Here is a 26,492-nt window from a genome sequence, read left to right as displayed (position 1 = left end):
GCCGCCCTCAGATGGGATCCCACCCGACCACATCGCGATGCGATTGAACAGGCACAAAGTCGTTGCGGAAGGACGGCAGCATCGTGGCAGCCAGGCTCTCCGCATCCCAACCGTCTGACTTGTGCACGGACCGGATGATTCTTGGCTGGCTGAACAAATAGACTTCGTTGCCCCGAGCGCCGAAGATCTGACCCGTGATGGATGCGGCGCTATCGCTTGCGAGAAACACGCTCAGCGGTGCAATCTGTTCGGGTCTCATCGTCTCTTTCATTTTGCGCATCCGCTCGCGCTGCTCTTCGGAGCGAATCGGAACGCTCTCGAGCAACTGGCTCCAGGCCCATGGAGCGATGACATTCGACCTCACATTGAAGCGAGCCATGTCCAAAGCAATGCTTGTAGACAAGCCGACGACCCCCATCTTCGCCGCGGCGTAGTTCGCTTGGCCGATGTTGCCGATAATGGCGGACGATGAACTGAAGTGAATGAAGCTGCCAGAGCTCTGTTCCTTAAAATGCGGGGCAGCCGCGCGCGATACGTTGTAGTACCCGTATAAATGGACCTTGACGACCGCATCCCACTCCGCGTCATCCATGTTGTAAAACATCCGGTCCCGCAGAATCCCGGCGTTGTTGACGACGCAATCGATCCGCCCATAGGTATCGATCGCTCTCGTGATGATTTGCGCAGCCGCGGGGGCATCGGAAATGTCCTCGGAGGCGGCAATGGCCTTTCCGCCGAGCGCGGCGATTTCGTCGACGACGCTGTCGGCGATCGGCCGAGTGCTGCCGTCTCCGAGCTTGGCGACCGCGATGTCCGCGACGACGACACTGGCACCCGCGGCTGCGGCCTGCATCGCGATCGCACGACCGATGCCTTGGCCCGCGCCTGTGACCACGACAACTTTGCCATCCAGAATTTTGTTCATAGCGTTACGTCACTTGGAGTTGAATGCTGGGATAGATTGATGATCAAGAGTACGTCGGACGTTTCCCCACCCGGGGAAAAGCGCATGAAGTGTTCAACGTGCGGACAAATCAGATCTCCGTTTCACGTAGACGTATTAATCAGCAATACGAATTACATGTCAGTCGTAATGGAACGCTATCTTTCATCAAGACAGCGTGCCGTCCATCGCCACTGGAAATGCAGCGCGATTGTTTGGAAGAAATTTGGCCTGAACCGTTGGTTGGCGGCACGAACACGCTCTGCGCGAAACGATGCACCGATGTGCAGATGGACCATCATTCAGGCAACGCCGTGCGCCTCAAAATAGAACGCAAGGACTCAGCTCATTGCCTGACGTCGTGAGACGATCTGCGCTCAGGCAGACGTACGAATGAAATCACCGCCATAGAACACCAATGGTTCGCCCTCGCTGGCGGCCAGCCCCTCCACCTCTCCGACAATCAGCAAATGGTCGCCAACTGGATCGGCACGCTCGACCCGGCAGGCTAGGGTCGCTAACGCCTCTTCGATGTAGGGGACACCACGCTCGCATCGGCGGTGCGGCACGCTCGCGAATTTGTCGGGCAGTGGCCGGGCAAAATGGCGCGCCAGCTCGCCATGTGCGGCGCGAAGAATGCTCACGCCAAAGCGCTGCCCCGGCGCGAATAACGCCGCATTGGGTGACTTTAGCGCGAGGCTCCAAAGGATCAGCGGAGGGCTCAAGGACAGCGAAGCAAACGAATTGACTGTCAGGCCGACTGCTCTGCCCTCCGGCCCGCAAGCGCCGATCACTGCCACGCCTGTGGCGTAGCGTCCGCACACCCGGCGCAGCGCCTGCGGATCGGGGGCGGTTTGCGGTTCAAAGCTCATGTCAAGCTGCCTTAACAGTATATTGCTCGATGAGTTGTTGGCAGGCTTGCGCGTCCGACCACCACGGGAAGAGATCGGGAGGATTATCGAAGCCACTGACGATGCGAGAAGCCAGCGAGGACGAGCGGCTTGCAGCATCAAGCAACTGCATAATGTGAGGCTGAGGCGGCTGCAGCATCGAGTTGGTCCAGTTGACGACGTACTGAGCGTAGTCCCAATAGCGGGCAAAGGTGGCTTCCATCCATGCCGTATCGAAAGGCCGGTCGCCCCGCTCGAGGATAGCGTCCAGATAGATCTTTGCGCACTTAGCAGCACTATTTGAGCCCTGGCCGGTAAGTGGGTCGTTGACTACTACCGCGTCCGCCATGCCGAACACTTGGCGCCCCGAAGGCAACGTCATCACAGGCTTGCGCACGGTTGGAGCAAAGCGGCCCGAAAGAACGCCATTGTCATCGGTCAATTCAACGTGTTCGCAACGCTCCGCCTCCCAGGGCAGGTACGTTCGTACGATGCGCAGACTCTCAGCCAAGTGTTGCTCCGGCGTGCGAGCCTCTGCCCAGCGATCCATCGGACCGCCCGGTAGGCCTTCGAAGATCATGATCTCGCATGGACCGGACAAGGTCAGAGCTGGAAAACTAAAGTACTCCCCAACTCCAGGAATTACGTTGAAGATGGTTGCCGCGAAGGGCTTGCGCGGGGTCATGCCCGTGACATAGGTGAGCGCCAGTGAGCGCTGCGGAACAGTAAAGGGGCTGCGCGCGGCGTCGCGTTCAAAGCGGCTGACGATCTCCCCTTTGCCTGCAGCCAGCAACACCAGGTCGTGACTTTGCGTGAGCTCTTCCAGCTCAGCAACGCCTACGTCCACAATGCGAAGATCGCCGCCACGCTGGGTGAACGTCTCCATCCAGACGGGCATCTTAAGGCGTTGATCCACCGCCTGCCCCGGGTATTCCGGGCGAGTTATCCACTCGATCACCTTCGTGCCGGGCTGTTCAGGATGAAGCACGTTCAAACCGATACCTTCGACCGGCGGACAGGTGTCATCCCACATGTTCAGGCCGAGGTCGCGCTCGATCTGCAACGCGCTGTTGAACATACCCTGGCTGGATAGGACCTTGCCGGCGCGGATCTGTTCGCCTGTGCGATTGGTCAGCAGGGTCACTTGATAGCCCTTCGCCTGCAGGGCAAGGGCCATTTGCAGGCCGGACTGACCGGCTCCGACGATTGCAATGCGTTGGCTCATGATTTGTTTTCCAAGAAAATAGGCAGCGGCCGCTCGTCACGGTGCCGATTAGCCCTTAAGGGAAAGGCTCTGCTCGGGACCCATCGCCGAGTAGCCACCATCGACGGCATAGTCCGCGCCGGTGACGAAGCTTGCGTGGTCGGAACACAGGAATAGCACCACTTGTGCGACTTCGTCGGGGTCTGCGACTCGGCCCATCAGGTGAAATGGCGCGGCCAAGTTGTCGATTTGAGATCGATTTCCGCCGCTGACTTCATTCATCAACCTGCTCCAGGTCCAGCCAGGGGAGACAGAGTTCACGCGGATGCGGTCGGGGGCGAGATCCATCGCCATATTGCGCGTGAGTTGCGCAATTGCTGCCTTGGAAACCGGATAGAGCCAGCGCCCTTTTTGCGCGACCCCCGCAGAGATACTGGTGAAATTGACGATTGCACCGCCACCGCGAGCCTTCATGTGCGGATGCACTGCCTGCGCCAGCGCGACGCCCGATACGACATTGACGTCGAGCGCTGTCAGCCAGTCGGCGCGGGATGACTTGAAGCCATCATCCAGATATGTGCAAGCCAGGTTCACCAGGAAGTCCACCCCGCCGAAGCGGCTCGCGACCTGAGCCACAGCAGCGCTAACCTGATCATCCTTTGTGATGTCCGTGGCGATGTAGAGCGCCTTCTCGCCCAGTTCGGTAGCCATTCGCTCGCCGCCGGTCGCGTCGATGTCGAGGATCGCCACGCTGCCGCCGGCCGCCACGAATGCGCGGGCCACGTCGGCCCCCATCAGGGTTGCGCCGCCGGTGACGATGGCAACCTTGTCCTGCAGTCCTTTCATGATGCCTCCTATTTCTTGGTGCTTACTACGTCAATCACCACGCGAGCGTGAATGACACGCCGCCTACTTGCCTTCGCTTTCCTGCCAGCGTGCAATCAACGTGTTGGATGGCAACGTCTCGTCCAGAAGCTTGCGTGCTGTCTCCACCCCCGCCACCGGCAGGCCTTTCGGATCGAGAAGGCCGATCTGCACCAGCACGCTGGCCTGGTCCCAGTAGATGTGCTCGTGGTAAAGCTTGTCGCCGCGGAAGTTGACGATGGCCACCAGCGGAATTTCCACGCGCTTGCCGGTGGGTTTGACACCCGGCAGCATCCAGTCAATCTCCGTGGTGTGAGTGAAGCAGAGCAGACTCTCATCGATCACCTGGGTCGCACCGACAGTGCGCGAGATTGGGATACTGCTCATGTCGGGCGGGTTACCATGCACGAAGTGGTGCTGATAGAAGCGCTTCAGGTGCCGGTAGCCCACGCCGCCGGTCATCGTCGGGATATGGTTGACATAAGGCTCGGCGACCATGGTGGCCATGGTGGCGTCCACATCGCGAGTAATAAATTCGTGCTCGCAGTGCTTGTCCCACAGCGCAGAGAGGTTGTAATGTGGGCCGATCTCTCGACGCAGCGCGGCAATCGAGCGCTGCAGAGCGATCAAGGCCGCGGACTTGTCGAAGTGGGCACCACCGATACGGGCGAAAGCGTGGTCGACCCCTTGGTAGACGTACAACTCAACGTTCTCCCTGCCACCGAGTCCCTCGCGGATTGCGGCCTGCGCCTCGGGCGGACAGAAGCCATCTTTCTCGGCGATATGCAGCACCAGTCGCCCGTTAAGATTGGCGGCCTCGCCAAGCGCTTGCTCTATACCCACCCCGTAGTAGCCAACCGCACAGGCCACCCCGTCAAGCCTGCAGGCTGCCAAGTAAGCCAGCTTGCCACCCAAGCAGAAGCCCAGCACGCCGACCTGACCAACAAATTCGGGACGCTCGCGCAATGCGGCGATCGCTGCTCCGATGTCCTCCACACCTTTGGCCTGGTCAAACTGCTGACAAAGGCCGAACGCGCGCTGCATATCCTCTCCATGGTCTTCCAGCTCGATACCAGGAGCCAGGCGCCAGTAAAGGTCGGGCACCAGCACCGTATAGCCTTCCTCCGCGTAGTAGTCCGCGACGCGGCGCATGTTCGCGTTGACGCCAAAAATCTCCTGACACACGACCAGCCCCGGTCCCTTGCCGGAGGCCGGTGTAGCAAGGTACCCGCTGAAGCTGCCATCTGCACATTTGATTTGAATGGTCTGGCCCATGGCCTGTCTCTCCTTCGTGTTGTTGGGAACGATGGAATTCGCGGTCTCGCAACGTCCCGTCGTTGATGTCAACATGGGTCCGCCCCCGCTGGTTCCACCGCCCTAGGTAATGAGCCGGTACCACCGCAGCGTCAACGGTATTGCCCACTGAGGCGGCGATGAACTTTGAGTGCGACGTGACGGTCTCTTTGATGTCGCTTTCGGCGACGGGTCGATTGCACTCGCTCAAGAGTCTGCGACGGCGCGGTAATTAAGAATACGTCGGCTGTCTAGCTTCTTCCGTAGCGCACCCATACATGTTCGAGGTGCGGACAGATTGGTATCCGACACCGGGCATGGATGCCCTAGAGGTCCAAGACAAGGAGGGATCCACGCGCGCGGGAGCAACATGCCGTGAACCGATCATTGGCTGCTTGCTCAGCCTCCGTAAGGCAAAGGTCCCGATGGTCGGGTTCACCTTCAAGTATTCCTGTAACGCAGGTGCCGCATACACCTTGCTCGCAGGAGACCGGCACATCGATCCCATTCTTTGCCAGAACCTGTGCCACAGACTCTTCTCTTGGAACGACTAAGACCTGCCCTGTGCTTGCAATGCGCACCTCGAAGGCATGATCCCCTTCCTTCTGCGTCGTCGCCGGTGCAGCAAAATGCTCAAGGTGAACGTTGTCGCTGGACCATCCCTGGCACTTCGCGGTCTCGACTACTGCGTCAATAAAGCCGCTGGGCCCGCACACATAGAGGTGAACATCGCCGCTGGGGCGCGCGAGGAGCGTATCCAGATCGAGAGGACCTTGAGATCCGGATACGTCGTCAAAATGAACGTGAACATTCCCAGCAAACGGGGGCGAGCCGAGGCGATCGAGAAAAGCTGCCCGATCGGCGGTACGAACGCAGTAATGCAGTTCGTATGCTCGACCCTCGAGAGTCAATTCCTCGGCCATACACATCAAGGGGGTAATGCCAATGCCACCTGCAATTAGGATGGTCCTCTCCGAAGGAACAAGCGGAAAGAGGTTGCGGGGCTGCGAAATGGTCAGGACATCGCCCTCGTTGACGTTTTCGTGAACCGTTCGAGATCCCCCACGCGAATTGGCTTCGAGCAACACCGCGACCCGGTAGCGCCGCTGGTCGGATGGGGATCCGAATAGCGAGTACTGACGGATCAGGCCGCCCGGCAAGTAGAGATCGACATGAGCTCCAGCGCGAAAGGGTGGCAATGCCTCGCCGTCACTCGCCTCGAGTTCAAGGCTGCAGATCCCCTCTGCTTCTCGCGCCTTGCTAGTCACCCGCACTTTCAGTTGAGTCATCAGTTTTCTCCCCTTCCGCATCAGATGGTCAGCACCGTCCGAATGCCAACGCCGTCGCGCAGGTCCTGAAGCGCTTCGTTGACTTCTTCCAACGGCCTTATTTTTGTGACCAGGCTGCTCAGATTCAGCGCCTGCTGGCAGCAAAGATCAAAGTAGCGCGGAAGGTCTCGCTGCGCGTGGCAATTGCCGAGGTAGGATCCCTTGATCTGCAGTTGCCGCAACACTACATCCAGCGCACCGATCGCCACTGGCTCCGTTGGTTTGGCAACACCGATCATGACGATCGCCCCGCCCTTGCGTACAAGAGCAGCGCTCAGCTTCAAAGTATCTGGGCTGCAGACGCCGTCAAACACGAAATCAAAGCCCATGCCGCCAGTCAACGCCCGACATGGCTCTTGAAACCCCTCCGCTGAACTGTCAAACGTCGCGTGCGCCCCCAGCTTTTGAGCATGACCGCGCCGGTCGGCATTGAAGTCCAGGCCCACCACGAGTGCTGCCTTTGCAATCCGCAGTGCCTGAATCGTCGACAATCCCACTGCACCGAGCCCGACGACGGCGGCAGTGGCACCCTCCGGCACCGCGGCTACGTTCGCGACGGAACCCATGCCTGTCTGCACTGCGCAGCCCATCGTCGCGGCATGGGCTGACGAAATCGAGTCAGGAATCAGAACGACGCCGCTGCGTTCCACCAATACGTATTCGGCGAACGCGCCCAAACGAAGCCCCCGGGCCACAGGGACTCCGCGATAGCGGACGCGAACATCGTCGCCAGTAGGTCCCGCGGTGCGCGAAGGACTCTCAGCTGCTATGCACAGAACAGGCTGGTTGCGCACGCAGAAGTAGCAGGTTCCACATGCCGGCCGCATCGAAACCACGACCCGCTGACCCTCGACCAGATCAGTCACGCCCGCGCCAAGGGCCGCGACCGTGCCGGCTGCCTCGTGACCCAGCACCGCCGGCACTGGGTATCCAACCTTCCCGTCTGCGAGGGCGAGATCTGTATTACAAACACCGCAGTGGGTGATTCTTACCAACACTTCTCCAGCACGCGGGTCGTCGATTTCTGCGTCATGAACAATGCGCAGAGGCTGACCTGCGCCTTCGAGAATGGCCGCCCTCATCACTCTGCTCATGCCATCCCTCCCACGGGGCTATGCAACACTTTGCGCACCACGAACTCGTCGAGCCCCCAATCGCCAAACTCATACCCGAATCCGCTCGACTTCATGCCCCCAAAAGGGATTGCGGGCTCTGGCGGCGTCGCATGCTGGTTCACAAAAAGATTGACAGCTTCGAGGCGGCTGACCAGTGCCGTAGCGCGCTCGATGTCGCGGGACCATACGGATCCACCAAGACCAAACTCCGACGCATTCGCCCGGGCGATCGCCTCGTCTTCATCGTCGAAGGGCAGGATCGGCAACGCCGGCCCGAACTGTTCTTCCCTCACAAGCCGCCTGCTGTCCGTGATATCTACAACGATGGCCGGTCTAATAAAGTGTCCTGGCCAATCCGGTGGGGTATCCCCTCCCGCGACGATTCGCCCCCCTCCTGCCACTGCGTCGTCTAGCAGCCCCTTGACGTGCTCAAACTGCTGACGGTTGTTTAGTGGCCCCATCTGAACACCCTCGTTCAGACCTGGACCGACGCGCCAGTGCTTCGCGATCGCGACCATCTTTTCCACGAGAGGCTCATAAAGCGAGCGGTGTACGAACAGGCGCTTGACTGCGCAGCACACTTGGCCGGCGTTCATAAACGCGCGTTCAAACAGCAACGGCGCGGATGTTTCGAGATCCGCATCCTGAAGGACGACTGCCGCATCATTCCCCCCCAGTTCAAGCGTCAACCGCTTTAGCGTTTGCGCCGCGCTCTCCATGATCTTCTTTCCGGTCGGCGTCGAGCCGGTGAACGAGATCTTCGCCACACCTTCGTGGCTCACTAGCGATGCTCCTACATCGGCACCACCGGTCACGGTGTTCAGTACACCCGGTGGCAAGCACGCGGCGAACAGACTCGCGACGGCCAACGTTGTCAGCGGCGTCGTCGGCGCAGGCTTGACCACCACTGTGTTCCCCGCCCACAGCGCCGGCGCGAGCTTCATCATCAGGAGCACCAAAGGGAAATTCCAAGGCACAATGAGCCCAACGACGCCGACCGGCGAACTCAGCGCAACCACCGTCCGGTTCGTATCGCGCAGAATGACCTCTTGGTGTACGGTCTTATCAGCGAAGTACTCCAGATAGCTCTTGGCTGAAAGAATCTCGCGCTTGGCCGCCGGCAGCGGCTTTCCCTGCTCCCGACTGAGCAAGACGGCAAGGTCCTCCAAATTGGAGGCCAGAAGCGCGGCACATCCTTTCAGGGCATTGCGACGCCCCATGGGATCCTTAGCCCAAGAACCAAGAGCGGCTGACGCTGAGGCGACGGCATCATCGAGCGCTTGAGGCGCGGTGAGCGGCGCTTCAGCGATGGGCGTGAGAAATGCAGGATTCTCGACCGCGTACCAGTCTCCACCGGCAGCGCGGTGTCCCCCGCTGATATTGAATTGACGATCCATACTCAACTTTCCTTGGATGCCTTGCCGTTGAGCCGCACCGGAAGGGACCGTGCGCCGCGAATTACCGTGCCGAGCCAGGGAATGTCCTCGGGGTTGCAGTTGAGTTCGACATTGGGAAAGACCTGCATGAACCGTCCCACCGCGGTCTGCGCCTCCAGACGGGCGAGGTGGGACCCAAGACAAAAGTGCGTCCCATGCCCAAAGGCCATGTGCTGCTTGATCTTGCGGCGGATGTCGAAAACATTCGGATCTTCGAATTTCGCCGGATCGCGGTTCAACGCGGGCAGTACGACCTGCACAAAACTCCCATCGGGAATGATGGTGTCACCGATCTTCACGTCCGCTGTCGTTGCTCGGAATGTTGTGTACGGCACCGAGCCGTCGTAGCGCAGCGTCTCCTCGATTGCGTTCTTGATCAACGTCGGATCCTGCGCAAGAAGCTCCTGTTGTCCCGGATTCAGCATGAGGTGCAAGAGCGCATTTCCGATCAATCCCACCGTAGTTTCGTGGCCGGCGATGAGCAGCAGATACGACATGCTTTGCAACTCCTCCATCGTCAGTGCGTTTGATGCGTTGCGCGCCGCGATCATGGCACTCAGCAGATCGGGCTGCGCATCTGGATTTGCGCCTTCCTCCAACGCACTGCGCTTGGATTCGATCAGAGTGGCAAGGTAATTCCGCAGTAGCTCCATGCAGCGCTCCTGCTCCTTATGGCCGGGGGTCATAGCCCACTCGGCCCACTGGCGAAAGTCCGACCTGTCGCCCTCGGGTACACCGAGCATCGCGCAGATGGTCGTGATACCAATCGGGTAGGCAAAGTCAGCGATCAGATCCGCCTCGGAGCCGCCGCGCATCTGGTCGATCAGACGATCGACCAACAGTTCCACCGTAGCCCGAAGCTGCTCCAGGCGCCGGGGCGTGAACGCGAGCATGACCAGCGAACGCAGGCGCGTGTGATCAGGTGGATCGGTATTGAGCAGGTTCCCGGCCAGAGAGCCCGCGATCGGCGTGCCTGCGCTCGGCCCGCTGAGTCGTTGGGCAGCGAGTGCTTTCTGAAGGTGCTCAGAACCTTTCGCGACTAGAGGATTGTTAAGGGCCTCGATCGCCTCTGCCCAACGCGTGATCAGGTAGATCTCCGTTCCGACGGGATTTCTGACTCGGACCACAGCGCCCCGCTGCGCCAGCTTGGCGTACTCGGGAAACGGATCAAGCATCGTGGGAAGCGGAGGGAGATCGATGATCTCGCCTCGGGAGTCGTTCGATATTTTCATGATTGCTCTGCTCGGCTGCGTTGCAAAGGAAAGCCGGCCTCCGCACAAGACGGCGAGAATACGGCGGGTCTTCTTCTATGATAGGCAGCGGCCGTAGCGGCCGCCCTCCGTCGGATGCGATGTCCGCATTGCGGACATCGCAGAGTCACTTGTTGCGGCACGTGCGCCTCCCTTACGCAAGCTCGTTCATAGCATCCCCCTCAGTGCAGTGCGAAGGTCAGCCGCTTTATCGCGGGGGGTGGAACGACACTCCACGTGCCGTCCTCATAGCGGAAGAAGAAGATCTTCAACACACCGCTGGCGCGCATGGCCTCGACGCAAACACATCGGCCGGGAGTTGCCTGTTCCCGCCGCGATCGCACCAGCCGTAGGTCATCTCGGCACGCATCGGCAAACCATTTATCGACGAGCCAACGTAACGAATGTCGATTCGCACTCATTTCAGCCTCCTGCCGCGGCCCGCTTGGGATATCCCCCACTGGACCCGGAGGTTCCGCGCCTCCACACCAAGCGTCACTCACACTGACACATTTATTGGTCCTATGACCAAATATTAGTAGTCTCATGACCAACATGCAAACTCGCCTAAGTAGGTGTAAACACTGATTATGGACGGGAAATGAACACGAAACTGGCCGTTTTCATCTGCAGTGGCGACGACACAGGGGTGACCCCAGCGAACCGCAGTAGGTCAACATACCTACCCACCATTGGGTTCAACTGACCTATAATTGATCCACCGACGGTCGTCGCCCCAAGGTGGAACGCATGCAATGAAAGATCTAAAAATCACATCGGAAGAGATTCGCGGGGTTAGTCCGTCACACGAGCCCAAACGTCGAGGAAATCGCAGGACACGCATTCCCGAAATCCTGGAGGCCGCGATTCGCGTGTTTGCCGACGAAGGCTACGTAGGATTCACGCAGCGCCGCATCGCAAGCGACGCAGGCATTCGGCTAAGCACGCTCCAGCACTACTTCGGCACGCGCGAGGAGTTGCTCAAATCCGCCATCGCGGAAATGGCTCGACGCCATATCGGCTCATACCGGGAAATGGCGAAAGACAACACCCGATCACCTGACGAGCGATTCGAGCGGATCATCGATCACATATTCGACTTGCTAACAGGCCCCGAGCGATATGCGGGCGCGTTCATCCTTCACTGCTGGAGTCTCGCCGAGCACGAGCCTTTCGTCCAAAAAGTGATGGCTGACGACCAGGCCGAACTCATTGATATATTCGCGGGGTTGATCGCGAAGCTGAACCCCTTGCTTGTTTCTGGCGAATGCGTGTTGCGTGCGGGCTTAATCGTTTCGCACCTGTTTGGGCTGCTCGTTTTCATACGTCGGTGTGGAGACGACACACTCGATTGGCGCTCGTTTCAGGTCGCGTCGAAGGCTGTCTGGAAAGCGTTGAGTAAAGCCCCTCAGTAGTGTCGGTCAGAGTGATCGGCGGCGCTAGCAGCGCACTCCCCCGGGAAGCTACGTCGCAAGATTGGAGTTCCTAACCGTAACACCCCGCTAACGATCTCCCCAAATGTCCTCCTGCTGCCACGCCACGGGTTCGTGGTTCTAGCACGCAGTAGTGTCGCGTGGGTACGACAGGTGACAGGCTTTTTTCTAGGCAAGCACAGATGCGCACATAAGTGAGTGCATTGGAAACAAATGCGCAAGGCAAATCCCATAAAGCCATTAAATTCGAGCCTTCTCCTAGGCTTCGAACCATTACTCAATAAAAATTTGCTGATCCTAATTAAAATACCCGCCAATAGAACTGGCAGTGATCTTGGTCGTTGCCGCTCAACTTAAAACAAAAAGCGATCCCCGTGCCAGCGGGCATGCTTATTAGCGTGTCTGAATGATCAAATGTGTAGAAAAACCTGCTCCGGCGATGCTCCTGCGCCCCCCTCTGCGACGGTATGTCCGTGCCCTGCTGGGCAGAATAACGCGTGGCTCCGCCGGAGACGCACGCAGGCTTCTAGTCGATCAGCGCCGAGTCATGTCCAGCAGGACGCAGGTGAACAGCACCATTGACCGCAGGGTCCTTCGCTACCCATCCGTCGAGCATGTCCGCCCATGCCTGAAGCATCGTCCTCCTCTGCTCCGCATACTCGGCCTTGTTATACACGGCCCGTACACCGCGCTGTTCATGCGCCAGACATTTTTCTATCCAATCGCTATTGAAACCCGCTTCGTGCAGCTGTGTGCTGGCCGTTCTCCGTAGATCATGTACCGTGAAAGACTCGAAGTCTTCTGCTTCGCTGCTGCGAATAAGCTTGACCGTGCTGTCGATCACGCGATTGAGGGTCGCTGCACTTATAGGCAGCTCCGTCTCGTAACGACCGGGATGAAGATATGAACTTGCTCCGAAGCACGTCTTGAAGGCAACCAGGATATCCAGTGCCTGCTGGCTCAGGTAGACGTTGTGCGGGCGGCCAGCCTTCATTCTGTCTTTGGGGATCGTCCACGTCGCCGCATTGAAGTCTACTTCCTCCCATCTAGCGTGGATAAACTCAGACTTGCGCACCATTGTGAGCAGCATGAACTTAATCGCCAGACGCAGTGTGGGCAGGGTGGGCGTCCGCTCCAGCGCCTTGAAGAACACGTGAATCTCTGCGGGAGTCAGTGCGCGGTCGCGCGACTTGAACTTGGCAATCGCAGATGGCCGGATGTCTGCTGCCGGATTAGCCACCTTTAGCCCTCTCGCCTGCACGAAACGGTATACCTGCAGCACAATGTCGCGCGCCTGGACGGCGGGAGCGGCCGCGCCTCTTTCCTTGATCTTCTCGCATCTCGCTATGAGTCGAGAGGGGGTGATTTCTTCGAGCTTCAGTCGCCCGAATTCCGCCGCGAGATTCCGGTCGTAGACGGACTTCCTCATTGCACGGGTCGACTCTGCCAGCGGGGCTTCCGAGAAATACTTCTCGGCCCACTTGCCGAACGTGAGCGCCTCAGCTGCTTCCAGCCGTTTGTCGACTTTGGCCCTCGAAGGACTAATGCCTTGCTCGACTTCCCGACGGGCCCGCTCGAGCAAAAGCCTCGCTTCCGCAAGACTCAGTGACATACCGAAGTTCAGTTCCTCGGCATCACGCGTTCCGCGGGCAGGCAGCCGCGGATCGTAGCGACCTATGACCAACGTCTCGCGACGCCCATTCAGGCGATAGTCAAAACGGAAGCTAACTACGCCAGACGACGTAACCGCCACATACAGGCCACGTTGGTCGGCCACTTTATAGATACTGCCGGTCGGCTTGAGCGCCCGCAACTCGAGGTCCGTAAGCATGCAATACTCCGTGAACTGATACCGTCGCTTGATACCGTCACGCCCGGTGACGGTATCAAGTTGGATCGTCTGCAGAGAAAGATGCTATACCGTCGCCGGTACCGTTGATCACGCGCCGCTGTCGTCGGACGCTGGCGGACCAAAAAAGACAATAAACCTTTGATTCCGTGGGGGAAATCGAGGAGCTTATAGACCTCTGCAGACCACTGCAGAGGATCCTAATTTACTCCCACTCCAGCATATTCCAGTAGCGTCCATTAGATGCCCGCGCTCGGAGTATCAACGGCGTTAGCGAGACGACGCGCTGCATTCACGATTCGCCAGAAACTCGATAACCGCCTCCGAGCGCGCAGGTGAGGTTCGTGCACATAAGGTCGAGCGCGGCTGACTTTGCCGCCTGTCGATATGCGTGTAGCTTCACAAGCCTCGCGTCCGTTTTCGTGCTTGTGCGTCGACGCTCCGCTGCCGCCCGTGAGTACGAAACCGTCTGAGACGTCATTCTCGCGAACGATAGAAGTTTCGCGACAGGCGCCCGATCGGCCGTCCGTAATCGGCCGAGGCCGTGTGAAAACGCGGAAGTACTCGGTTTTCGGGTGTCGCTTTACCCTTCCCAAGCCACAACCAAGCCAATACAGCGCGATCTGCGGGTCGATTTTTCAGGAGACCACATTCAGCGCGCGTTTTCACACGGCCTCGACCCATATCGGACATACGATCCGCCCGCAAGCGGACAACCGCCGACTATGATCGTGTCGGTCGCGGAAGGGTTTTGCGGCTCGATCAGGAATCCAGGCTGTTTCTCAGGACAGCTTCTCCCGCGCGAGGATTGGTCAGCGTGACGTTCTCGAGCGCCTTGATTCGCCAGGCCTCAACCCGCCGCGTCAGAACGGCTTGGATCAGCGTGTCGACAGCGTGCGGCCCCGCAGGGTGTGCCGCACCGACCGCGAGGCGGCTCCAGAAGTGCATGACCACTGCATCGTCGCAGATAGCAACACTATCGATCAGCTCGTTCTCGAGCGTGGAATCGCTATAGATGGTTGCATGGATAGGTGCATGCAGCTTGATAATTGCCTCGACGCCACGTACGTAGTGCCCGAACCGGTTCACGAATGTCGCGTCTTCATGGAACAATACTCTGAGGCCATCCATGTCATGGCTGTTCCAAGCAGCCTGAAACGCGTAAGGCGCGTCTTCGGGTTGTCTCATTTGAATCATGTGGTTTCTCACAAGTGTCTATATTGTGCCCATCGTCCGCATCGCGCGGTTGCTGTCTCGGGGGCCAAAAACAAATTCAGCCCTACCAACGAATGTCGGCTCATGGCTGATCACTGCCTGATGGGGTACGCACGACAAGCCCACTCGCGTGTTCAGACGATGCCGACGAGCGCAGCTTGCGGCAAGTTCTCTGCGTCGGTTCGTGGGTGTCGATAGCTAAACTCCGCCCGATAGAGCCGACCCGATGAGCGCTCTATTCGTGATCAAGCCGTGGCAGGTCCGCGAGCGTTCGGCCCGCATCGGAATCAGCGACCACCATTTCGATGCCTTCGAGTCCGGCCTCGTCGACGACGCGTCGGACCTCTGGACCAGCGACACGCTGTCCATCCAGCGGAAAGACTGTTACGACGGTGTCGCCCTTAGCCAGTGCATCCACCACTTCGATTACAGGCGATGCGTGCGGAGCGACCTCAAATTGCTCTCCGCTGACGGACACCTGCCCCCAAAGCACGTGTGTGACCCTTTGCGAATCCCCGTCCATCCGAACCGCCGTTATAGCGTGCACTGCCATCGCTTTTCCCCCTTTGTTGGGGAAATCCTAGCATGAGCGCAACGATCAACCATTTCGGCACCTACCGATATCGCGAGCCGGCGACGCACCCTTCGTTGACCGTGAGCGGACGATGTTCTTCATGCTAAACCCTGGCGCGGTCAACACCAGTTGCGACGACCGATCATCAGGCGCTGCAGCTCGCGAACCTCGCAAGGCCGCAAGCGGCTGCATGCAACCTGAGGCGCTTCCCCATCCCGGCAGTCTCACCAATCCGGGAAAAAACCCGGCCAGTCTCACGAATCCAATCTGGTGCGCGCCGATCAGTCGCGAGAATTGGTGGTTATGTGATTGATTTTATGAGAAAGCGAGTCTCACTAATTCCCGTCTCCCTGCAGAAGTGCAGGGAGTCGGAGTGAGACTGGGACGCATTTCGTAAGACCCGAAAAACGGAAATCGTGAGACTGGGTGGGCAGCCGAGGGTTAAATTGCCTTAGTGGGCGCCGGGGTTTAAGTGCGAGCGTCACCCGTCAATGCCCGCAGCCGACCCATGGCTGCCGGTCGACCGCGTGCGAGGCTAGTGGCAGGTCGCAGACCGGAACGGTCATTCGTACGGCAGTCGGATCATGCGACGTAAAAAGCCGACGATGGTCGTCGTCGGCTGAAAGGCCCTCGCGAGGCCTAAGAAAAGATCGCCGTTGGTGTGATGCGCAACGAATTGTGCAGCGTGCGGTTCCCCGGCTAGAACTTTTGCTGAAGGCCGAGCATCGCGCCGAACTGGTTCGCCCCGGTCCGAACGGTTCCGAGTGCCGCGACAGGCGCGTTGCCCTTATCGCTGTTCATGATGTAGCCCAATGACATATAGGCCGATGTGCGTTTAGAAAGCAGATATGTCGTGCGTGATACAAACAAGTTGGCGTTTGCCACGCCTCGGTTGATGTACCGTAGCGCTTGTACGTCCTCGATCAGATCGGGCCTAATGAAATATTCAAAACCGAGGAAGAAGATATCGGACTGTGCGTGAACCGCGGCGGCGGTATTTCTACGCAACCAACCGCCCGCGACCTTTACTGGCCCCACCATCGCAAAGGCATCGACAAGATTTCGCGTGTCTGTAAAGGCGCTCGAACTCAATGGTGCCGATGCATTGGGACCGCCTCTCATCACATCGTATGACGTCGCCACCCCGAACTCCGTGGTCTGGTAAGACAGCATCGCAGTGTATTGACGGCAGGCGACGAAGTCTCCTGCTAACTGGCCTGCGCAGTTGGTTGCGGCCGGGCCTGCGGGACCAGCGGCGTCGCGCCCGAAGCTGTAGGTCGCCCCAACGTTGAAACCACCGAAACGTCCTTGATAGCCGACCGCGTTGTCACTACGTGCGTTAGGAATGTACGGATCGAAGCTAGCAATCGAATGGATCGCAGGACCGATTACGTCGGCCGATATGATCGTGTAGTAGGTCATGTTGAGCTGCCTACCGAGCGTAACCGTGTTGCGCTCCGTGGCGAGCCCTACGTTGGCCAGACGCCCGAACAGGCGTCCGCCGTTGTTCAATTGCCCTGTGCTTACCGCGAACCCTGATTCGAGATTGAAGAAAGCCTTATAGCCGCCTCCTAGATCTTCAACCCCGCGAAATCCGAAGCGGGACGGAACTGCGCCCGTCAGCGATGGCATCCCTACTACAGAACCACCGGCTGCAGCGTTGTTATAGTACTGCACGCCCGTGTCAACAATGCCGTACAGCGTAACTGTGCTTTGAGCGGTCGCTGTTTGACTAAGCACGAGCGCCGACGCTGCAACTGCCGTAAGTGTTAAACGCATATTTTGTCTCCAAACGTAGGATATCTAATTATGATTATCAAGGCCGCTTTTACGCGGCCTCGTTCATGCGGTTATTGAGAAATTTCCTCGAGTGTTCTGTTCCGGGTTTCGACTACCAGGAAAGACAGGATTGCTCCGATCACGCTTACTGCCCCAAACAACAAAAAGACAGCAGAAACACCATAAACATTCAATGCAAATCCGACGGCTACCGGACCGATCGCTGCTGATACCCTCAGCATCGAACTAGCCACCCCCGTCGCCGCTGCGCGAATCCGCGTTGGATAGATCTCCGGAGTGTAGAGGTAGACCATCATCGAATTTGTCGTCACAAAGGCAAAGCTAAGGGTCGTGAGTATCAGCACCATGGCCGCCGGCGGCGTATGCGAGGTGGCAAGCACCAGCAAAGGCGTCGCCGCGCACGAAAAAGCGAGCAGGAACCACACCTTTCTGCCTAGCCGGTCAACGAACGTCGCGCATAGAATGACTGCAAATACCGAGAAAATGTTAGTCACAAGACCCGCACGAAGGGCGTCCTCGAGTGAGAAGCCGTAGACCGTGCGATACACCGTGGGCAGCCAAGTATTCAGTCCATAGTTCACGAAATACACGCAGACCCATAGCCCCCACACTACGAAGGTGCGACGACGGTACTGCTTCGAGAACAGTTCCTTCCACGACGATCGGGGGCGGTCGCTGCTAGCCGGTGTCGCGTCGCTGTACTGGACATCGGACCGCACGTCCGCAGCGTTCGGCGCGCCGGCTTTCTCGAATGCTCGAATCACGCCGTCCGCTTTTGCCAGCTTGCCCTTCTCAATAAGCCAGCGGGGCGACTCATGGAGCGTGCGCAGGCCTATGAGGATCAGGAGTGCCGGGATTGCGCCTATGAGAAACATCGCACGCCAGCCGAGCGTGGGTACCACTAAAGTGCCCATTGCAGCAGCCCCGACAAGACCGATCACGAACAGCGCCTCATAAAAGAGGAAGAAGCGGCCACGCTTGTGAGCGCTGCATAACTCGTTGATGTACGTCGCAGCAACGGGCACTTCGCCACCCATCCCGATTCCCTGGAGCACTCGGAACGCGAAGAGTGTCTGGAAGCTTCCGGCAAATGCGCAGCCGATACCCATTACACCCATGATCGCGATACAGATCCCGGCGCTCGGAACGCGACCGATGCGCTCGGCAAGAAAGCCAAAGAAAATTGCGCCGAAGATTTGACCGACGAAGCTTGCCGAAATGAGTAAGCCAATATCCTTCGGACCGAGATGCCACAACGGAATGAGAACCGGAATTACATAAGCAATTGCGAGCACATCAAAGGCATCGAAGAACGTCGCAGTTCCCATCACCACGCGCGCTCGGCGGTGCAGCTTCGTGAATTTCAGCGCCTCGATGCGTCGTTGTAGGGCCAGTGACGGATGCTCCGCCAGCATTGATTTCATGTCTCCTCCACACAACAAGTCCAGCTTGCATCCGCTTACGCGGTAGTAGTAAAACAGCGATTGCCTATCGTTCACGGGACGCTTCGAGGTCCGCCAACTCAGAGTGAGACGTGTAGGATGCGATCTCAGGGCAAGAAGCGATGAACTCCAACGCTTCGTCCAGGGCAATCGCGCCAGCCGGCCGGCCGTACACGTGCGCGTGCACCGTCACATCGACGCACGTTTCGGGGCTGCCGATACGATGCCAGTTTGTCAACGTGTGCTTGACGGATGCCGCGAAGGCTGACGGTTCGTTCCCGTATCGCACGCTCATGGGCAGATCATTGATCTCCATCGTAAAAGGCAGGGCGACGATTCTGTGGTCGCCGAACTGCATCGAGTACGGCAAGTCAGCGTCGAAGATGTCCGCATGCCATTGATATCCGCTTTTGGCAAGCAGTTCCGAGGTCACCGCGCTCGGCGTGCATCTCGGGCTGATCCAGCCGAGGGGAGCCTTGCCGGACGCCGCTTCGATGACCTGCGTGCATCGTTGAATGTCTGCGAGTTCGGCCTCCCCGTCGAGGTAGGCAGGAAGCGTGTTTTGCGTCCAGCTGTGGCCGCACACGTCGTGCCCCGCATTCGCGATTTCGCGCAGAAGGTCAGGATATCGCTCTGCAACGATCCCGCTCGTATAGAACGACGCCTTGACGTTTCTCGCGGCGAGAAGGTCCAGCAACCTCCACGCGCCTTCTTTCGGGCCGTAGGCGGCCCACGACCGCGCCTGCAGGTCGAGAACGCCAGCGCGTAACGGATTGCCCATCGGCCCGAGGCCCGGCGCTTCGTTATCGCCCCAGCCTTCAAGCATGACGTTCACCGAGATGTTCACCGGGGGATGGCCTTCGCGAAACGCTTGTGAGTTCTTACGCATGGTTTGTGTCTCCTCAGATCTCGTCAGGCAGCAACGACGGTATTGCGGATGGTGCCGACGCCGCTGACCGAGACTTCAACAACATCACCCACGTTAAGAAGACGCGGCGGCTCCATCGCATAGCCCACCCCGGACGGCGTTCCGGTGGCGATGATGTCGCCCGCTTCTAACGTCAGGCCGCGCGAAAGCTCGGCGATGATGGTTTGAAGCTTGAAGATCATCATCGCGGTGTTGGAACTCTGGCGGACCTCGCCGTTGACAGTGCAGCGAATGTCAAGATTCTGAGCATCGCCGACTTCGTCCTTGGTCACAATCCACGGGCCCATTGGGCACGACGTATCCAGACCCTTGCCTTTGAACCATTGATCGTGCGCGCGCTGCAGGTCACGGGCAGTCACGTCATTGATGACGGTGTAGCCGAAGATATGCTCGAGCGCGTTCTCGGGACGAATGTCGCGTCCTGACTTGCCGATCACCAAACCGAGTTCCGCTTCATAGTCGAGCTTTTGCGTCAGCTGCTCGTCATACCGAATGTCGGCGCCGGTCCCGATTACAGTCGTCGGCGGCTTGCTGAACAACTGAATGAATTCCGGGACCTTCAATTCAGTGCCTCGGGCCTTATAGCCCTCTTTGACGTGATCGAGATAGTTGCGTCCCACGCAGAAGATGTTCTTCGCCGGCCGGGGAATGGGTGCCAAGAGCTTAAGTGAGTCGAGTGGCAGGAGCTGGTCGGAGTGGCCACCCGACTTGACCTCATGGTCGAGTTCGGTGAGTCGGTCAATCACGGACTGAGCGGAGCACACAACGTTCAGCACGCTCGCCGAATGCAAGTCGAGATCGGAAGAGTCAATGATCGCCGCGGCCGCATCGAAGGGCAGCACGCCGTTTTCAAACCACAGTCCGCCCTTGACCGCGCCGTCTTCAACAGAGAAGCTAACCAGTTTCATAATTTCCTCAGAGTGTGCTTGTTTCTACAGGCTGCGGAACGCACCGATTCTTCTGCGCGCCGAGGCCTTCAATTTCAGTTTCAACGATGTCGCCGGGAGAAAGGTATCTTCCGAGCCCTTGACCGGTGCCTGCCGGGGTGCCAGTCGCCAACACATCACCGGGGAACCACGTCATTGACTTGGAGAAGAAGGAGATCTGCTCCTCGGGCGAAAAGATCAGGCCGGCCGTGCTGCCGTCCTGCATCACTTCGCCGTTCACCTTCAAGGTGATGCGAAGGTCCATATAGTTCTTCACGAACGCGATCGGCACGAGGTACGGCCCGGTCGGTGCGAAGCTGTCGAAGCTCTTCGCGGCGAACCAGTCCGAACGCAAGGTCACCCGATCAGGACGCCATTGATTGTCCCGGCATGACACGTCATTGAAAGTGACGAGGCCGGCCACGTGGGCCATCGCGCTTCCCTCGGTAATTCGCTTTCCGCGTCTGCCGATGACGACGGCCATCTCCGCTTCCCAATCGATCTGCGGATGACCATCGGGGAGTTCGATATCATCGTAAGGTCCTACGATGGCGCTCGGTGCCTTCAGAAACGCGTATGGCCACGTCTTCGACTTCTCGCCCATGAAATCTTTCGACAGATCGACATTGGTGACGCCGAACTGTGAGCGCCGCATTTCCATAACATGGTCGGCATAGTTCTGTGCGTGGCACACGAGCTTGCCGGGGCGGGAGACGGGCGCCGCGATTGAGAGATCGTTGCTATCAACGCTTGCCTTTTCCAGCTTGCCGTCGGAGTACAGCGTCGCCAGTTCGACGAGCGCCTCGAACGACTCATCCCATTCGAGCAAGAGGTCATCGATACACGCACACGCCGCGAGTTTTTCGAACAGGCGGGAACGAGCGCTTTCACGTGACGCGATCTCGGGAATATTGAGTATCTCGCCTGTTTCCAGAACCATGCCCGGAAAGCGGCGCGCGCCAGGCTGGCTGTAGTTCGCTAACTTAAACATATCTGATCGGTATCCAGTGTTGCGAAGGGGTCAGTGGGATGACGTTTTCCCAACCTGCGCGGTCCAGGCGGCGATGATATCCGGGGAGTATTCCCAAGAACGCGCTTCCCAGTTGTCGTCGAGGTAGTCCATGTCCGAGTAGTACTCGGATGCGCCGCCGAACGGCGTGTGGAAGTACCAGAAGTAATTCGAGCCGAGCGTGTGCCGACCGGGGCCGAACTGGGTCTTCCAGCCGTTCTTTTCCATCAAGCGCCCACCGTTCATTACCTGGTGGAAGTCGCTGACCTCGAACGACATGTGGTGGAAGCCGATCATGTCCCCGCGAGAAACGAGGAACAGGTTGTGGTGATCGTGGGAGCCCGCCGCGCGAAGAAACACTCCTCGCCCGGGGTAAATGTCGGAAACGCGGAAGCCGAGGCGCGTCGTATAAAAAGCCAAAGCTTCCTCGAAATTCGGCGCGAAAACCGCCACATGGCCGAGGTGCCGAACTGTGGGGGGAGCCGTGAAGTCAACCGCCCGGTTGACTCGGACCGGCGCTCCAGGAAAATTGACGTCCGCCTTGGCTGTCGGCAACTGGCGCAGCTGCGAGACGGTGAATCCCAGGGTGTAGCCGTTCTCCTCTATGACGCGAACTACCCCGTCCTCGACCGACACGCCTCGGTCCTTCTCCAGCTCGGACCGGATCTTGGCAAGCTCTTCCTCCGACTCGACAGCCCACAAAAGCTCGCGAAGGGTCGATTTGCCGCCCGCCGCGCTGGGCAGCGCAGGGTCATCAAAGCGGCGAATCGTGATGCGCGCGCCTTCCTCAGTCTCATAGCTGGCGCTGTCCGATCCGACCGTCAGTGCTCGGAGGTTCCAGTCCTGCAGGAAGCGCAAAGCGGCGTCGAAGTCGTCCACGCCGAACGTCAGTCCTTGCAAGCCGACAATTTTGAAGTCGGGGCTCATCAGCATTGCTCCATCGTGTTGTGTTGGACAGCACGTTATTCCCGTATGTAGGAATTGTCAACGCGACAGACGCTGCCTTTGCGAGCGTCTTGTGCCGACGCGATCCGGCCCAAAAAGCGGACCACCATAACTTCCTTATCTGGTGCGGGTGTCAAGGCGGACCCCGGTGCGCCATGACTGAAAAAAAGCGCTCTCTAGGGACTTTCCCGAGGCCACTCTCCCGTGCCGGAATGCTTTGCGCACATCCGTGCGCGCATCCGTATAATTCCGCTGGGTAGGATAGAAAGTCCCACGATTGACTTTTACGTTAGACGAAATGACAAACAGTGATAAGGCGACGACCAAATCAGAACAGGCGTCCGCTCCCCGTCGCGGGCGCAACAAGGGCCGCCCCGCACCCGAGTCCGGGATCGGTGCGGAGGGAATCGTGGATGCGGCGATAGAACTGCTTCGCACTCGCGCACCTGAGTCCTTGACCGTTATCCAGATCGCCGAGCATGCGGGCGTCGATCCGGCCCTAGTGCGCTACTACTTCGGCGGAAAGGATGGTCTCTACACGGCGGTGGTGTCGCGCCTAATGGCGGAGCGACAGCAGACCCACAGGACGCTGATGAACCTGCACGGCACCACGCAAGAGCGGCTGAAGCGGCGAATTAACACGGCCATCGAGCAACAAGAGAGGCACCCGAGCTTCCACCGGCTCGTAGTCGAACGCATGTTCGAAGCGGACACACCCCAAGCCCGGGAGGCGCTGGAGATGACTGCGGCGCGCGGGCTCGCGCTAACAGTTGATTTACTTCACGGCAGCGGCGACAACAGTCTCAGAAACGTTGACCCACGCTTCCTCAACGTCGCCATGATCGGAATGTGTGAGTTCTTCGTTTCCGCTCGACCGCTCGTGGAGGCCTTGTGCGGTCGGCCGGTCGATAAAGAGCTTGTCGAAAGCTACGTCACTTTCGTTGTCGATCTGCTGATGAACGGGCTCTCGCGCGAGAAAACGCCAGAGTCCGAAATGGGCGGCTCCCTCGCCGCATCTGACGCCCCTCCGCCCACCTGATCTCCCGGACGCGGAGTAAACCCTGATGTGCGCCACTAAAAGTTCGCGGCACAATTCCTTTAATTAGGAATTATCTGAGCGCGGCAGCGATCATTGGGACGGGAGAGACATTCGTGACATCAGTTCGAAAGGTACTTATCATCGGCGGCGGCATCGGCGGGCTCACTTGTGCCACCGCAATGGGGCAGCGCGGCTTGCAAGTTGACGTTATCGAGCAGAAGTCGGCGCATAACGCACTTGGGGTTGGCATCATCCAGCCCGGGAACGCGCTTCGCGCGCTTGATTCTTTGGGGCTGATGGATGCGTGCATGTCTGCAGGCTTTCAGACCGACGACTACGTGTACTACGACGCGCACGAAAATGAGTTGGCTCGGTTGAAAATGCGCCGTATCGCGGACGAGCATCGCCCAGCAGTCAACTTTCTGCCGCGGCCCGCGCTCCATCGGATCTTGGCCGACGCGGCAGACAGCGCGGGCGCGAACGCGAGAATGGGGTTAACGGTAACTGACCTCTTGAACCATGACAGCGGTGTCGACGTACGGTTCTCTGACGGAAGCACCGGCACCTACGACTTCGTTGTGAGCGCAGACGGCATCCGCTCACGAACGAGGGCGATGTTGTTCGGCGACGAAATCCAGCCGGTATACACAGGGCATGGTGTCTGGCGCGTAACCGTGCGGCGTCCTGTTGATCACACTTTTCAGAGCATTCACTACGGTGTGGGAGCGAAGGCCGGGCTCGTGCCGCTTACCGACGACTCGATGTATCTGCTGTTAGTGACGAACGAGCCTGCGGGTCATTGGTTTGAGGCATCGGAGCTTCTTCCGGCATTGAAAGACCGCTTGGATCAGTTCGACGGCCGTCGGATACAAAGCGTCAACGATGGGCTGAACGCGGCTTCGACGATCGTCTATACGGCGATTGAGGAAGTGATTCTTCCCGCTCCTTGGTACAAGGGCCGAACGCTTCTCATTGGCGACGCGGCTCATGCCTCCGGCCCGCATATCGCTCAGGGCGCGACTATGGCGATCGAGGACGCCTGCGTCATCGCAGACGAGATAACGAAGGATCAGCCACTCGCGGCTGCCTTGGACGGGTTCATGCGGCGCAGGTTGCCGCGCTGCAAGTTCGTTCAGGAATTCTCTCGGAAGGTGGGAGGGGAAGGGCAACTGAGCGACCCCGAGCAGTGCGCCGCCAGAAACGAGAGATTCCGTACCGCTTTCTCGTCGACGACGCCTCAGGCTCGTCCGCATGAAGGCTTTCTGGCCGAACCGATCTAAGGGCGCTGACAGGACATGCATTCCCAACACCTCCGCGTCAAAGTCTTCCCCGGTGCGCAGAACCTTCCGATCTCAATCGCCCTCGCGGAGGGATTCTTCGCGCAGGAAGGCTTGCAAGTCGAGCTTCTTTTTACCAAGACATCAGAGGAACTCAGGTCTGGCCTCGCAGATGGCGATTTCGATCTCGCGCATACCGCTGTCGACAACGCCGTCGCGATGTATGAAAAGGCAGGCCACGACGTATTGGTCTTGGCCGGCGGCGACAGCGGTTTCAACGAACTTTTCGTCCAACCGTCTATTCGGTGCGCTGCGGATTTGCGCGGCAAAACTGTCATTGTCGATGCTCCCGACACCGCGTATGCGCTGCAAATGAAGGCCGCATTGGCTCGCGAAGGGCTTGCGCCCGACACGGATTACGGCGTGCATCCCATCGGTGCGACGTTTAAACGACTGGACGCATTGCGGCAGAACCCCGACTTTTCGGCATCCATTCTTAACCCCCCGTTCTCCATCATCGCCCGTCAAGATGGTTACAGAAGTCTTGGCAGCCTCGTCGAAATCCTCGGCAGTTATCAGGCGACAGCCCTGTTCGGCATGCGCTCGTGGGTGAACCATAACCAAGAGATCGTCAAGCGGTACCTCGTCGCTTATTTGAAGGGACTGCGTCGCGTATTTGATCCGGCATCCGCGGAGCGAAACCTGTTGCTATTGCAGAGCCAACTGCAGTTAGATATCGACGTGGCGCGCGCGACGCTCTCTGCACTTGCAGATGGAAGATCCGGGCTGACACGCGATGCTCGACTCGATCCCGCAGGTGTAGCAACTGTCCTCGAGCTGCGACGAACGTTCGAGCCTTCGGACGCCCGAACGTTCAGCCAAGCGCAGATCGACGAGACGTTGCTGTTGGTAGCCATCGCGTCGCTAGTGGTTTGAAAAGCCGGGTCAGACCGACAATAGCCGGTTGTCACGGCGCATCACCGCCTCGGCTCGCTCGACCGCAAACCACTCTTCCTTCATTCGCCTGCCCCGTTCGGCGATGCGTTCACCCTCTTCCGTCAGTACATAGGCGCGTGGGTAGCGGTCAACGAGCGTGAGTTCGAGGGACCGGTTCGACAGAAGCGATTCTGCGCGCGACGGTCGCATCATCGATCTTCAGATGCCGGGCGCTCTCGCGAGTGATTGTTCCGGACTGAATTGCGACGAAGTGTCGTAGATCCTAGCAGTCGAACATGAACTATCTTGTTGCCGCTTTGACGGTGGAAAATCACACAGGGACGACTGAACGAACATATCAGCCGCCAGCACACAGAACTGACAGAAACTACGATGTGGAGGCTATGTACATTCATGCATATGGGCTGCGCATGATTGCGGAGAACGTTGCCCTCAACTGCTAGCGCGTCATCTAAAGGAGACAACAAAGCGCCCCCGCCACAGAGAACGTCCAACTGCCTATTTTCCGGCCCCTCCACTCGTGGTGACTTGTCTCAGCGGAGGCTCAGCGTCCGCTATCTGTCTGGAGTTGTCTTTCGAATGTCCGTGTCGCCGATGACATGAATGACCGGATGTGGCCGATCGGGTGAGGTCGCCAACGGCCGCTTATCGGCACTCCACTCCGCAAAACCTGGATTTGGCTGGCTGACCGGTTCGGAGAAACTTATCTGACCGGAGTGGGTCGGGAGTACGCACCGCCGACTGGCCGCTTCCGGGAGCTCAATTCCACTGGCCG

The 26,492-nt window shown here is 58.8% G+C and carries 23 protein-coding genes; 5 read left to right on the top strand and 18 right to left on the bottom strand.

Annotated elements, in window-relative coordinates:
• Window positions 1–7: 7 nt before the first annotated feature.
• The 9 genes from JNB89_RS27160 to JNB89_RS27120 form a co-directional block, all read right to left on the bottom strand.
• Window positions 8–916, bottom strand: coding sequence for an SDR family oxidoreductase (locus tag JNB89_RS27160; RefSeq protein ID WP_220364278.1), 909 nt, complete (start codon window positions 914–916; stop codon window positions 8–10).
• A gap of 404 nt (window positions 917–1,320) precedes the next feature.
• Window positions 1,321–1,815, bottom strand: coding sequence for a flavin reductase family protein (locus JNB89_RS27155; RefSeq protein ID WP_220364252.1), 495 nt, complete (start codon window positions 1,813–1,815; stop codon window positions 1,321–1,323).
• A 1-nt stretch (window position 1,816) separates the two neighbouring features.
• Window positions 1,817–3,058 carry a styrene monooxygenase/indole monooxygenase family protein gene (locus tag JNB89_RS27150; RefSeq protein WP_220364251.1) on the bottom strand — a complete coding sequence of 414 codons (1,242 nt, stop codon included), beginning with the start codon at window positions 3,056–3,058 and terminating at the stop codon, window positions 1,817–1,819.
• A 48-nt stretch (window positions 3,059–3,106) separates the two neighbouring features.
• Window positions 3,107–3,883 (bottom strand): SDR family oxidoreductase, encoded by a 777-nt coding sequence (locus tag JNB89_RS27145; protein ID WP_220364250.1) that lies wholly within the window; start codon window positions 3,881–3,883, stop codon window positions 3,107–3,109.
• A 63-nt stretch (window positions 3,884–3,946) separates the two neighbouring features.
• Window positions 3,947–5,176 carry a dienelactone hydrolase family protein gene (locus tag JNB89_RS27140; protein WP_220364249.1) on the bottom strand — a complete coding sequence of 410 codons (1,230 nt, stop codon included), beginning with the start codon at window positions 5,174–5,176 and terminating at the stop codon, window positions 3,947–3,949.
• Window positions 5,177–5,520: 344 nt separating this feature from the next.
• Window positions 5,521–6,483, bottom strand: a complete 963-nt coding sequence (locus JNB89_RS27135; RefSeq protein ID WP_220364248.1) for a PDR/VanB family oxidoreductase — start codon at window positions 6,481–6,483, stop codon at window positions 5,521–5,523.
• Between the two features lie 20 nt (window positions 6,484–6,503).
• Window positions 6,504–7,616: an alcohol dehydrogenase catalytic domain-containing protein gene (locus JNB89_RS27130; RefSeq protein ID WP_220364247.1), complete on the bottom strand. Its 1,113-nt coding sequence runs from the start codon at window positions 7,614–7,616 to the stop codon at window positions 6,504–6,506.
• Complete coding sequence (locus tag JNB89_RS27125; protein ID WP_220364246.1) at window positions 7,613–9,034, bottom strand: aldehyde dehydrogenase family protein; 1,422 nt, start codon at window positions 9,032–9,034, stop codon at window positions 7,613–7,615. The genes JNB89_RS27130 and JNB89_RS27125 overlap by 4 nt, the downstream gene beginning before the upstream one ends.
• A 2-nt stretch (window positions 9,035–9,036) precedes the next feature.
• Window positions 9,037–10,305 (bottom strand): cytochrome P450 family protein, encoded by a 1,269-nt coding sequence (locus tag JNB89_RS27120; protein WP_220364245.1) that lies wholly within the window; start codon window positions 10,303–10,305, stop codon window positions 9,037–9,039.
• Window positions 10,306–11,078: 773 nt separating this feature from the next.
• Here JNB89_RS27120 and JNB89_RS27115 point away from each other — a divergent pair.
• Window positions 11,079–11,738 carry a TetR/AcrR family transcriptional regulator gene (locus JNB89_RS27115; protein WP_220364244.1) on the top strand — a complete coding sequence of 220 codons (660 nt, stop codon included), beginning with the start codon at window positions 11,079–11,081 and terminating at the stop codon, window positions 11,736–11,738.
• Window positions 11,739–12,282: 544 nt separating this feature from the next.
• On the opposite strand, the gene JNB89_RS27110 is transcribed toward JNB89_RS27115, so the two are convergent.
• Window positions 12,283–13,587: a tyrosine-type recombinase/integrase gene (locus JNB89_RS27110; RefSeq protein WP_220364243.1), complete on the bottom strand. Its 1,305-nt coding sequence runs from the start codon at window positions 13,585–13,587 to the stop codon at window positions 12,283–12,285.
• A 780-nt stretch (window positions 13,588–14,367) separates the two neighbouring features.
• Window positions 14,368–14,802 (bottom strand): YybH family protein, encoded by a 435-nt coding sequence (locus tag JNB89_RS27105; protein WP_220364242.1) that lies wholly within the window; start codon window positions 14,800–14,802, stop codon window positions 14,368–14,370.
• A gap of 244 nt (window positions 14,803–15,046) precedes the next feature.
• Here JNB89_RS27105 and JNB89_RS27100 point away from each other — a divergent pair, with 244 nt between their 5' ends.
• Window positions 15,047–15,409: a hypothetical protein gene (locus JNB89_RS27100; protein WP_220364241.1), complete on the top strand. Its 363-nt coding sequence runs from the start codon at window positions 15,047–15,049 to the stop codon at window positions 15,407–15,409.
• 684 nt (window positions 15,410–16,093) lie between these two features.
• On the opposite strand, the gene JNB89_RS27095 is transcribed toward JNB89_RS27100, so the two are convergent.
• From JNB89_RS27095 to JNB89_RS27070, 6 genes are all read right to left on the bottom strand, one after another.
• The gene (locus JNB89_RS27095; RefSeq protein ID WP_220364240.1) at window positions 16,094–17,173 is read right to left on the bottom strand and encodes a porin; all 1,080 of its coding nucleotides are present in this window, start codon (window positions 17,171–17,173) and stop codon (window positions 16,094–16,096) included.
• Between the two features lie 71 nt (window positions 17,174–17,244).
• Entirely contained in the window at window positions 17,245–18,618 is a 1,374-nt protein-coding gene (locus tag JNB89_RS27090) for an MFS transporter (RefSeq protein WP_220364239.1), read from the bottom strand.
• A gap of 64 nt (window positions 18,619–18,682) precedes the next feature.
• Window positions 18,683–19,483, bottom strand: a complete 801-nt coding sequence (locus tag JNB89_RS27085; protein WP_220364238.1) for a polysaccharide deacetylase family protein — start codon at window positions 19,481–19,483, stop codon at window positions 18,683–18,685.
• Between the two features lie 65 nt (window positions 19,484–19,548).
• Complete coding sequence (locus JNB89_RS27080) at window positions 19,549–20,472, bottom strand: fumarylacetoacetate hydrolase family protein (RefSeq protein WP_220364237.1); 924 nt, start codon at window positions 20,470–20,472, stop codon at window positions 19,549–19,551.
• A gap of 7 nt (window positions 20,473–20,479) precedes the next feature.
• Window positions 20,480–21,481 (bottom strand): fumarylacetoacetate hydrolase family protein, encoded by a 1,002-nt coding sequence (locus JNB89_RS27075; protein WP_220364236.1) that lies wholly within the window; start codon window positions 21,479–21,481, stop codon window positions 20,480–20,482.
• A gap of 30 nt (window positions 21,482–21,511) precedes the next feature.
• A complete protein-coding gene (locus JNB89_RS27070; protein WP_220364235.1) occupies window positions 21,512–22,426 on the bottom strand; it encodes a VOC family protein in 915 nt (304 codons plus the stop codon).
• A 316-nt stretch (window positions 22,427–22,742) separates the two neighbouring features.
• Here JNB89_RS27070 and JNB89_RS27065 point away from each other — a divergent pair, with 316 nt between their 5' ends.
• From JNB89_RS27065 to JNB89_RS27055, 3 genes are all read left to right on the top strand, one after another.
• The gene (locus JNB89_RS27065; RefSeq protein WP_220364234.1) at window positions 22,743–23,483 is read left to right on the top strand and encodes a TetR/AcrR family transcriptional regulator; all 741 of its coding nucleotides are present in this window, start codon (window positions 22,743–22,745) and stop codon (window positions 23,481–23,483) included.
• 113 nt (window positions 23,484–23,596) lie between these two features.
• Window positions 23,597–24,763, top strand: a complete 1,167-nt coding sequence (locus JNB89_RS27060; RefSeq protein WP_220364233.1) for an FAD-dependent monooxygenase — start codon at window positions 23,597–23,599, stop codon at window positions 24,761–24,763.
• A gap of 15 nt (window positions 24,764–24,778) precedes the next feature.
• Window positions 24,779–25,696 carry an ABC transporter substrate-binding protein gene (locus JNB89_RS27055; protein WP_220364232.1) on the top strand — a complete coding sequence of 306 codons (918 nt, stop codon included), beginning with the start codon at window positions 24,779–24,781 and terminating at the stop codon, window positions 25,694–25,696.
• 9 nt (window positions 25,697–25,705) lie between these two features.
• Here the strand turns inward: JNB89_RS27055 and JNB89_RS27050 are convergent, their stop codons facing one another.
• A complete protein-coding gene (locus JNB89_RS27050; protein ID WP_223216866.1) occupies window positions 25,706–25,909 on the bottom strand; it encodes a hypothetical protein in 204 nt (67 codons plus the stop codon).
• Between the last annotated feature and the right edge of the window lie 583 nt (window positions 25,910–26,492).

Origin of the sequence: Paraburkholderia phenoliruptrix, from assembly GCF_019511605.1 — a bacterium.
In the GTDB taxonomy this organism is placed as follows: domain Bacteria; phylum Pseudomonadota; class Gammaproteobacteria; order Burkholderiales; family Burkholderiaceae; genus Paraburkholderia; species Paraburkholderia phenoliruptrix_A.
This window is presented reverse-complemented; position numbering and strand designations above follow the sequence as displayed.

What these genes read in the sequence shown, in the direction of transcription:
- JNB89_RS27135 (WP_220364248.1), bottom strand. Translation starts at nt 6,483, where the DNA reads ATGACTCAACTGAAAGTGCGGGTGACTAGCAAGGCGCGAGAAGCAGAG.
- JNB89_RS27055 (WP_220364232.1), top strand. Translation starts at nt 24,779, where the DNA reads ATGCATTCCCAACACCTCCGCGTCAAAGTCTTCCCCGGTGCGCAGAAC.
- JNB89_RS27080 (WP_220364237.1), bottom strand. Translation starts at nt 20,472, where the DNA reads ATGAAACTGGTTAGCTTCTCTGTTGAAGACGGCGCGGTCAAGGGCGGA.
- JNB89_RS27125 (WP_220364246.1), bottom strand. Translation starts at nt 9,034, where the DNA reads ATGGATCGTCAATTCAATATCAGCGGGGGACACCGCGCTGCCGGTGGA.
- JNB89_RS27070 (WP_220364235.1), bottom strand. Translation starts at nt 22,426, where the DNA reads ATGAGCCCCGACTTCAAAATTGTCGGCTTGCAAGGACTGACGTTCGGC.
- JNB89_RS27095 (WP_220364240.1), bottom strand. Translation starts at nt 17,173, where the DNA reads ATGCGTTTAACACTTACGGCAGTTGCAGCGTCGGCGCTCGTGCTTAGT.
- JNB89_RS27065 (WP_220364234.1), top strand. Translation starts at nt 22,743, where the DNA reads ATGACAAACAGTGATAAGGCGACGACCAAATCAGAACAGGCGTCCGCT.
- JNB89_RS27105 (WP_220364242.1), bottom strand. Translation starts at nt 14,802, where the DNA reads ATGATTCAAATGAGACAACCCGAAGACGCGCCTTACGCGTTTCAGGCT.
- JNB89_RS27075 (WP_220364236.1), bottom strand. Translation starts at nt 21,481, where the DNA reads ATGTTTAAGTTAGCGAACTACAGCCAGCCTGGCGCGCGCCGCTTTCCG.
- JNB89_RS27050 (WP_223216866.1), bottom strand. Translation starts at nt 25,909, where the DNA reads ATGATGCGACCGTCGCGCGCAGAATCGCTTCTGTCGAACCGGTCCCTC.
- JNB89_RS27090 (WP_220364239.1), bottom strand. Translation starts at nt 18,618, where the DNA reads ATGAAATCAATGCTGGCGGAGCATCCGTCACTGGCCCTACAACGACGC.
- JNB89_RS27150 (WP_220364251.1), bottom strand. Translation starts at nt 3,058, where the DNA reads ATGAGCCAACGCATTGCAATCGTCGGAGCCGGTCAGTCCGGCCTGCAA.
- JNB89_RS27155 (WP_220364252.1), bottom strand. Translation starts at nt 1,815, where the DNA reads ATGAGCTTTGAACCGCAAACCGCCCCCGATCCGCAGGCGCTGCGCCGG.
- JNB89_RS27130 (WP_220364247.1), bottom strand. Translation starts at nt 7,616, where the DNA reads ATGAGCAGAGTGATGAGGGCGGCCATTCTCGAAGGCGCAGGTCAGCCT.
- JNB89_RS27140 (WP_220364249.1), bottom strand. Translation starts at nt 5,176, where the DNA reads ATGGGCCAGACCATTCAAATCAAATGTGCAGATGGCAGCTTCAGCGGG.
- JNB89_RS27120 (WP_220364245.1), bottom strand. Translation starts at nt 10,305, where the DNA reads ATGAAAATATCGAACGACTCCCGAGGCGAGATCATCGATCTCCCTCCG.
- JNB89_RS27145 (WP_220364250.1), bottom strand. Translation starts at nt 3,883, where the DNA reads ATGAAAGGACTGCAGGACAAGGTTGCCATCGTCACCGGCGGCGCAACC.
- JNB89_RS27110 (WP_220364243.1), bottom strand. Translation starts at nt 13,587, where the DNA reads ATGCTTACGGACCTCGAGTTGCGGGCGCTCAAGCCGACCGGCAGTATC.
- JNB89_RS27115 (WP_220364244.1), top strand. Translation starts at nt 11,079, where the DNA reads ATGAAAGATCTAAAAATCACATCGGAAGAGATTCGCGGGGTTAGTCCG.
- JNB89_RS27100 (WP_220364241.1), top strand. Translation starts at nt 15,047, where the DNA reads ATGAGCGCTCTATTCGTGATCAAGCCGTGGCAGGTCCGCGAGCGTTCG.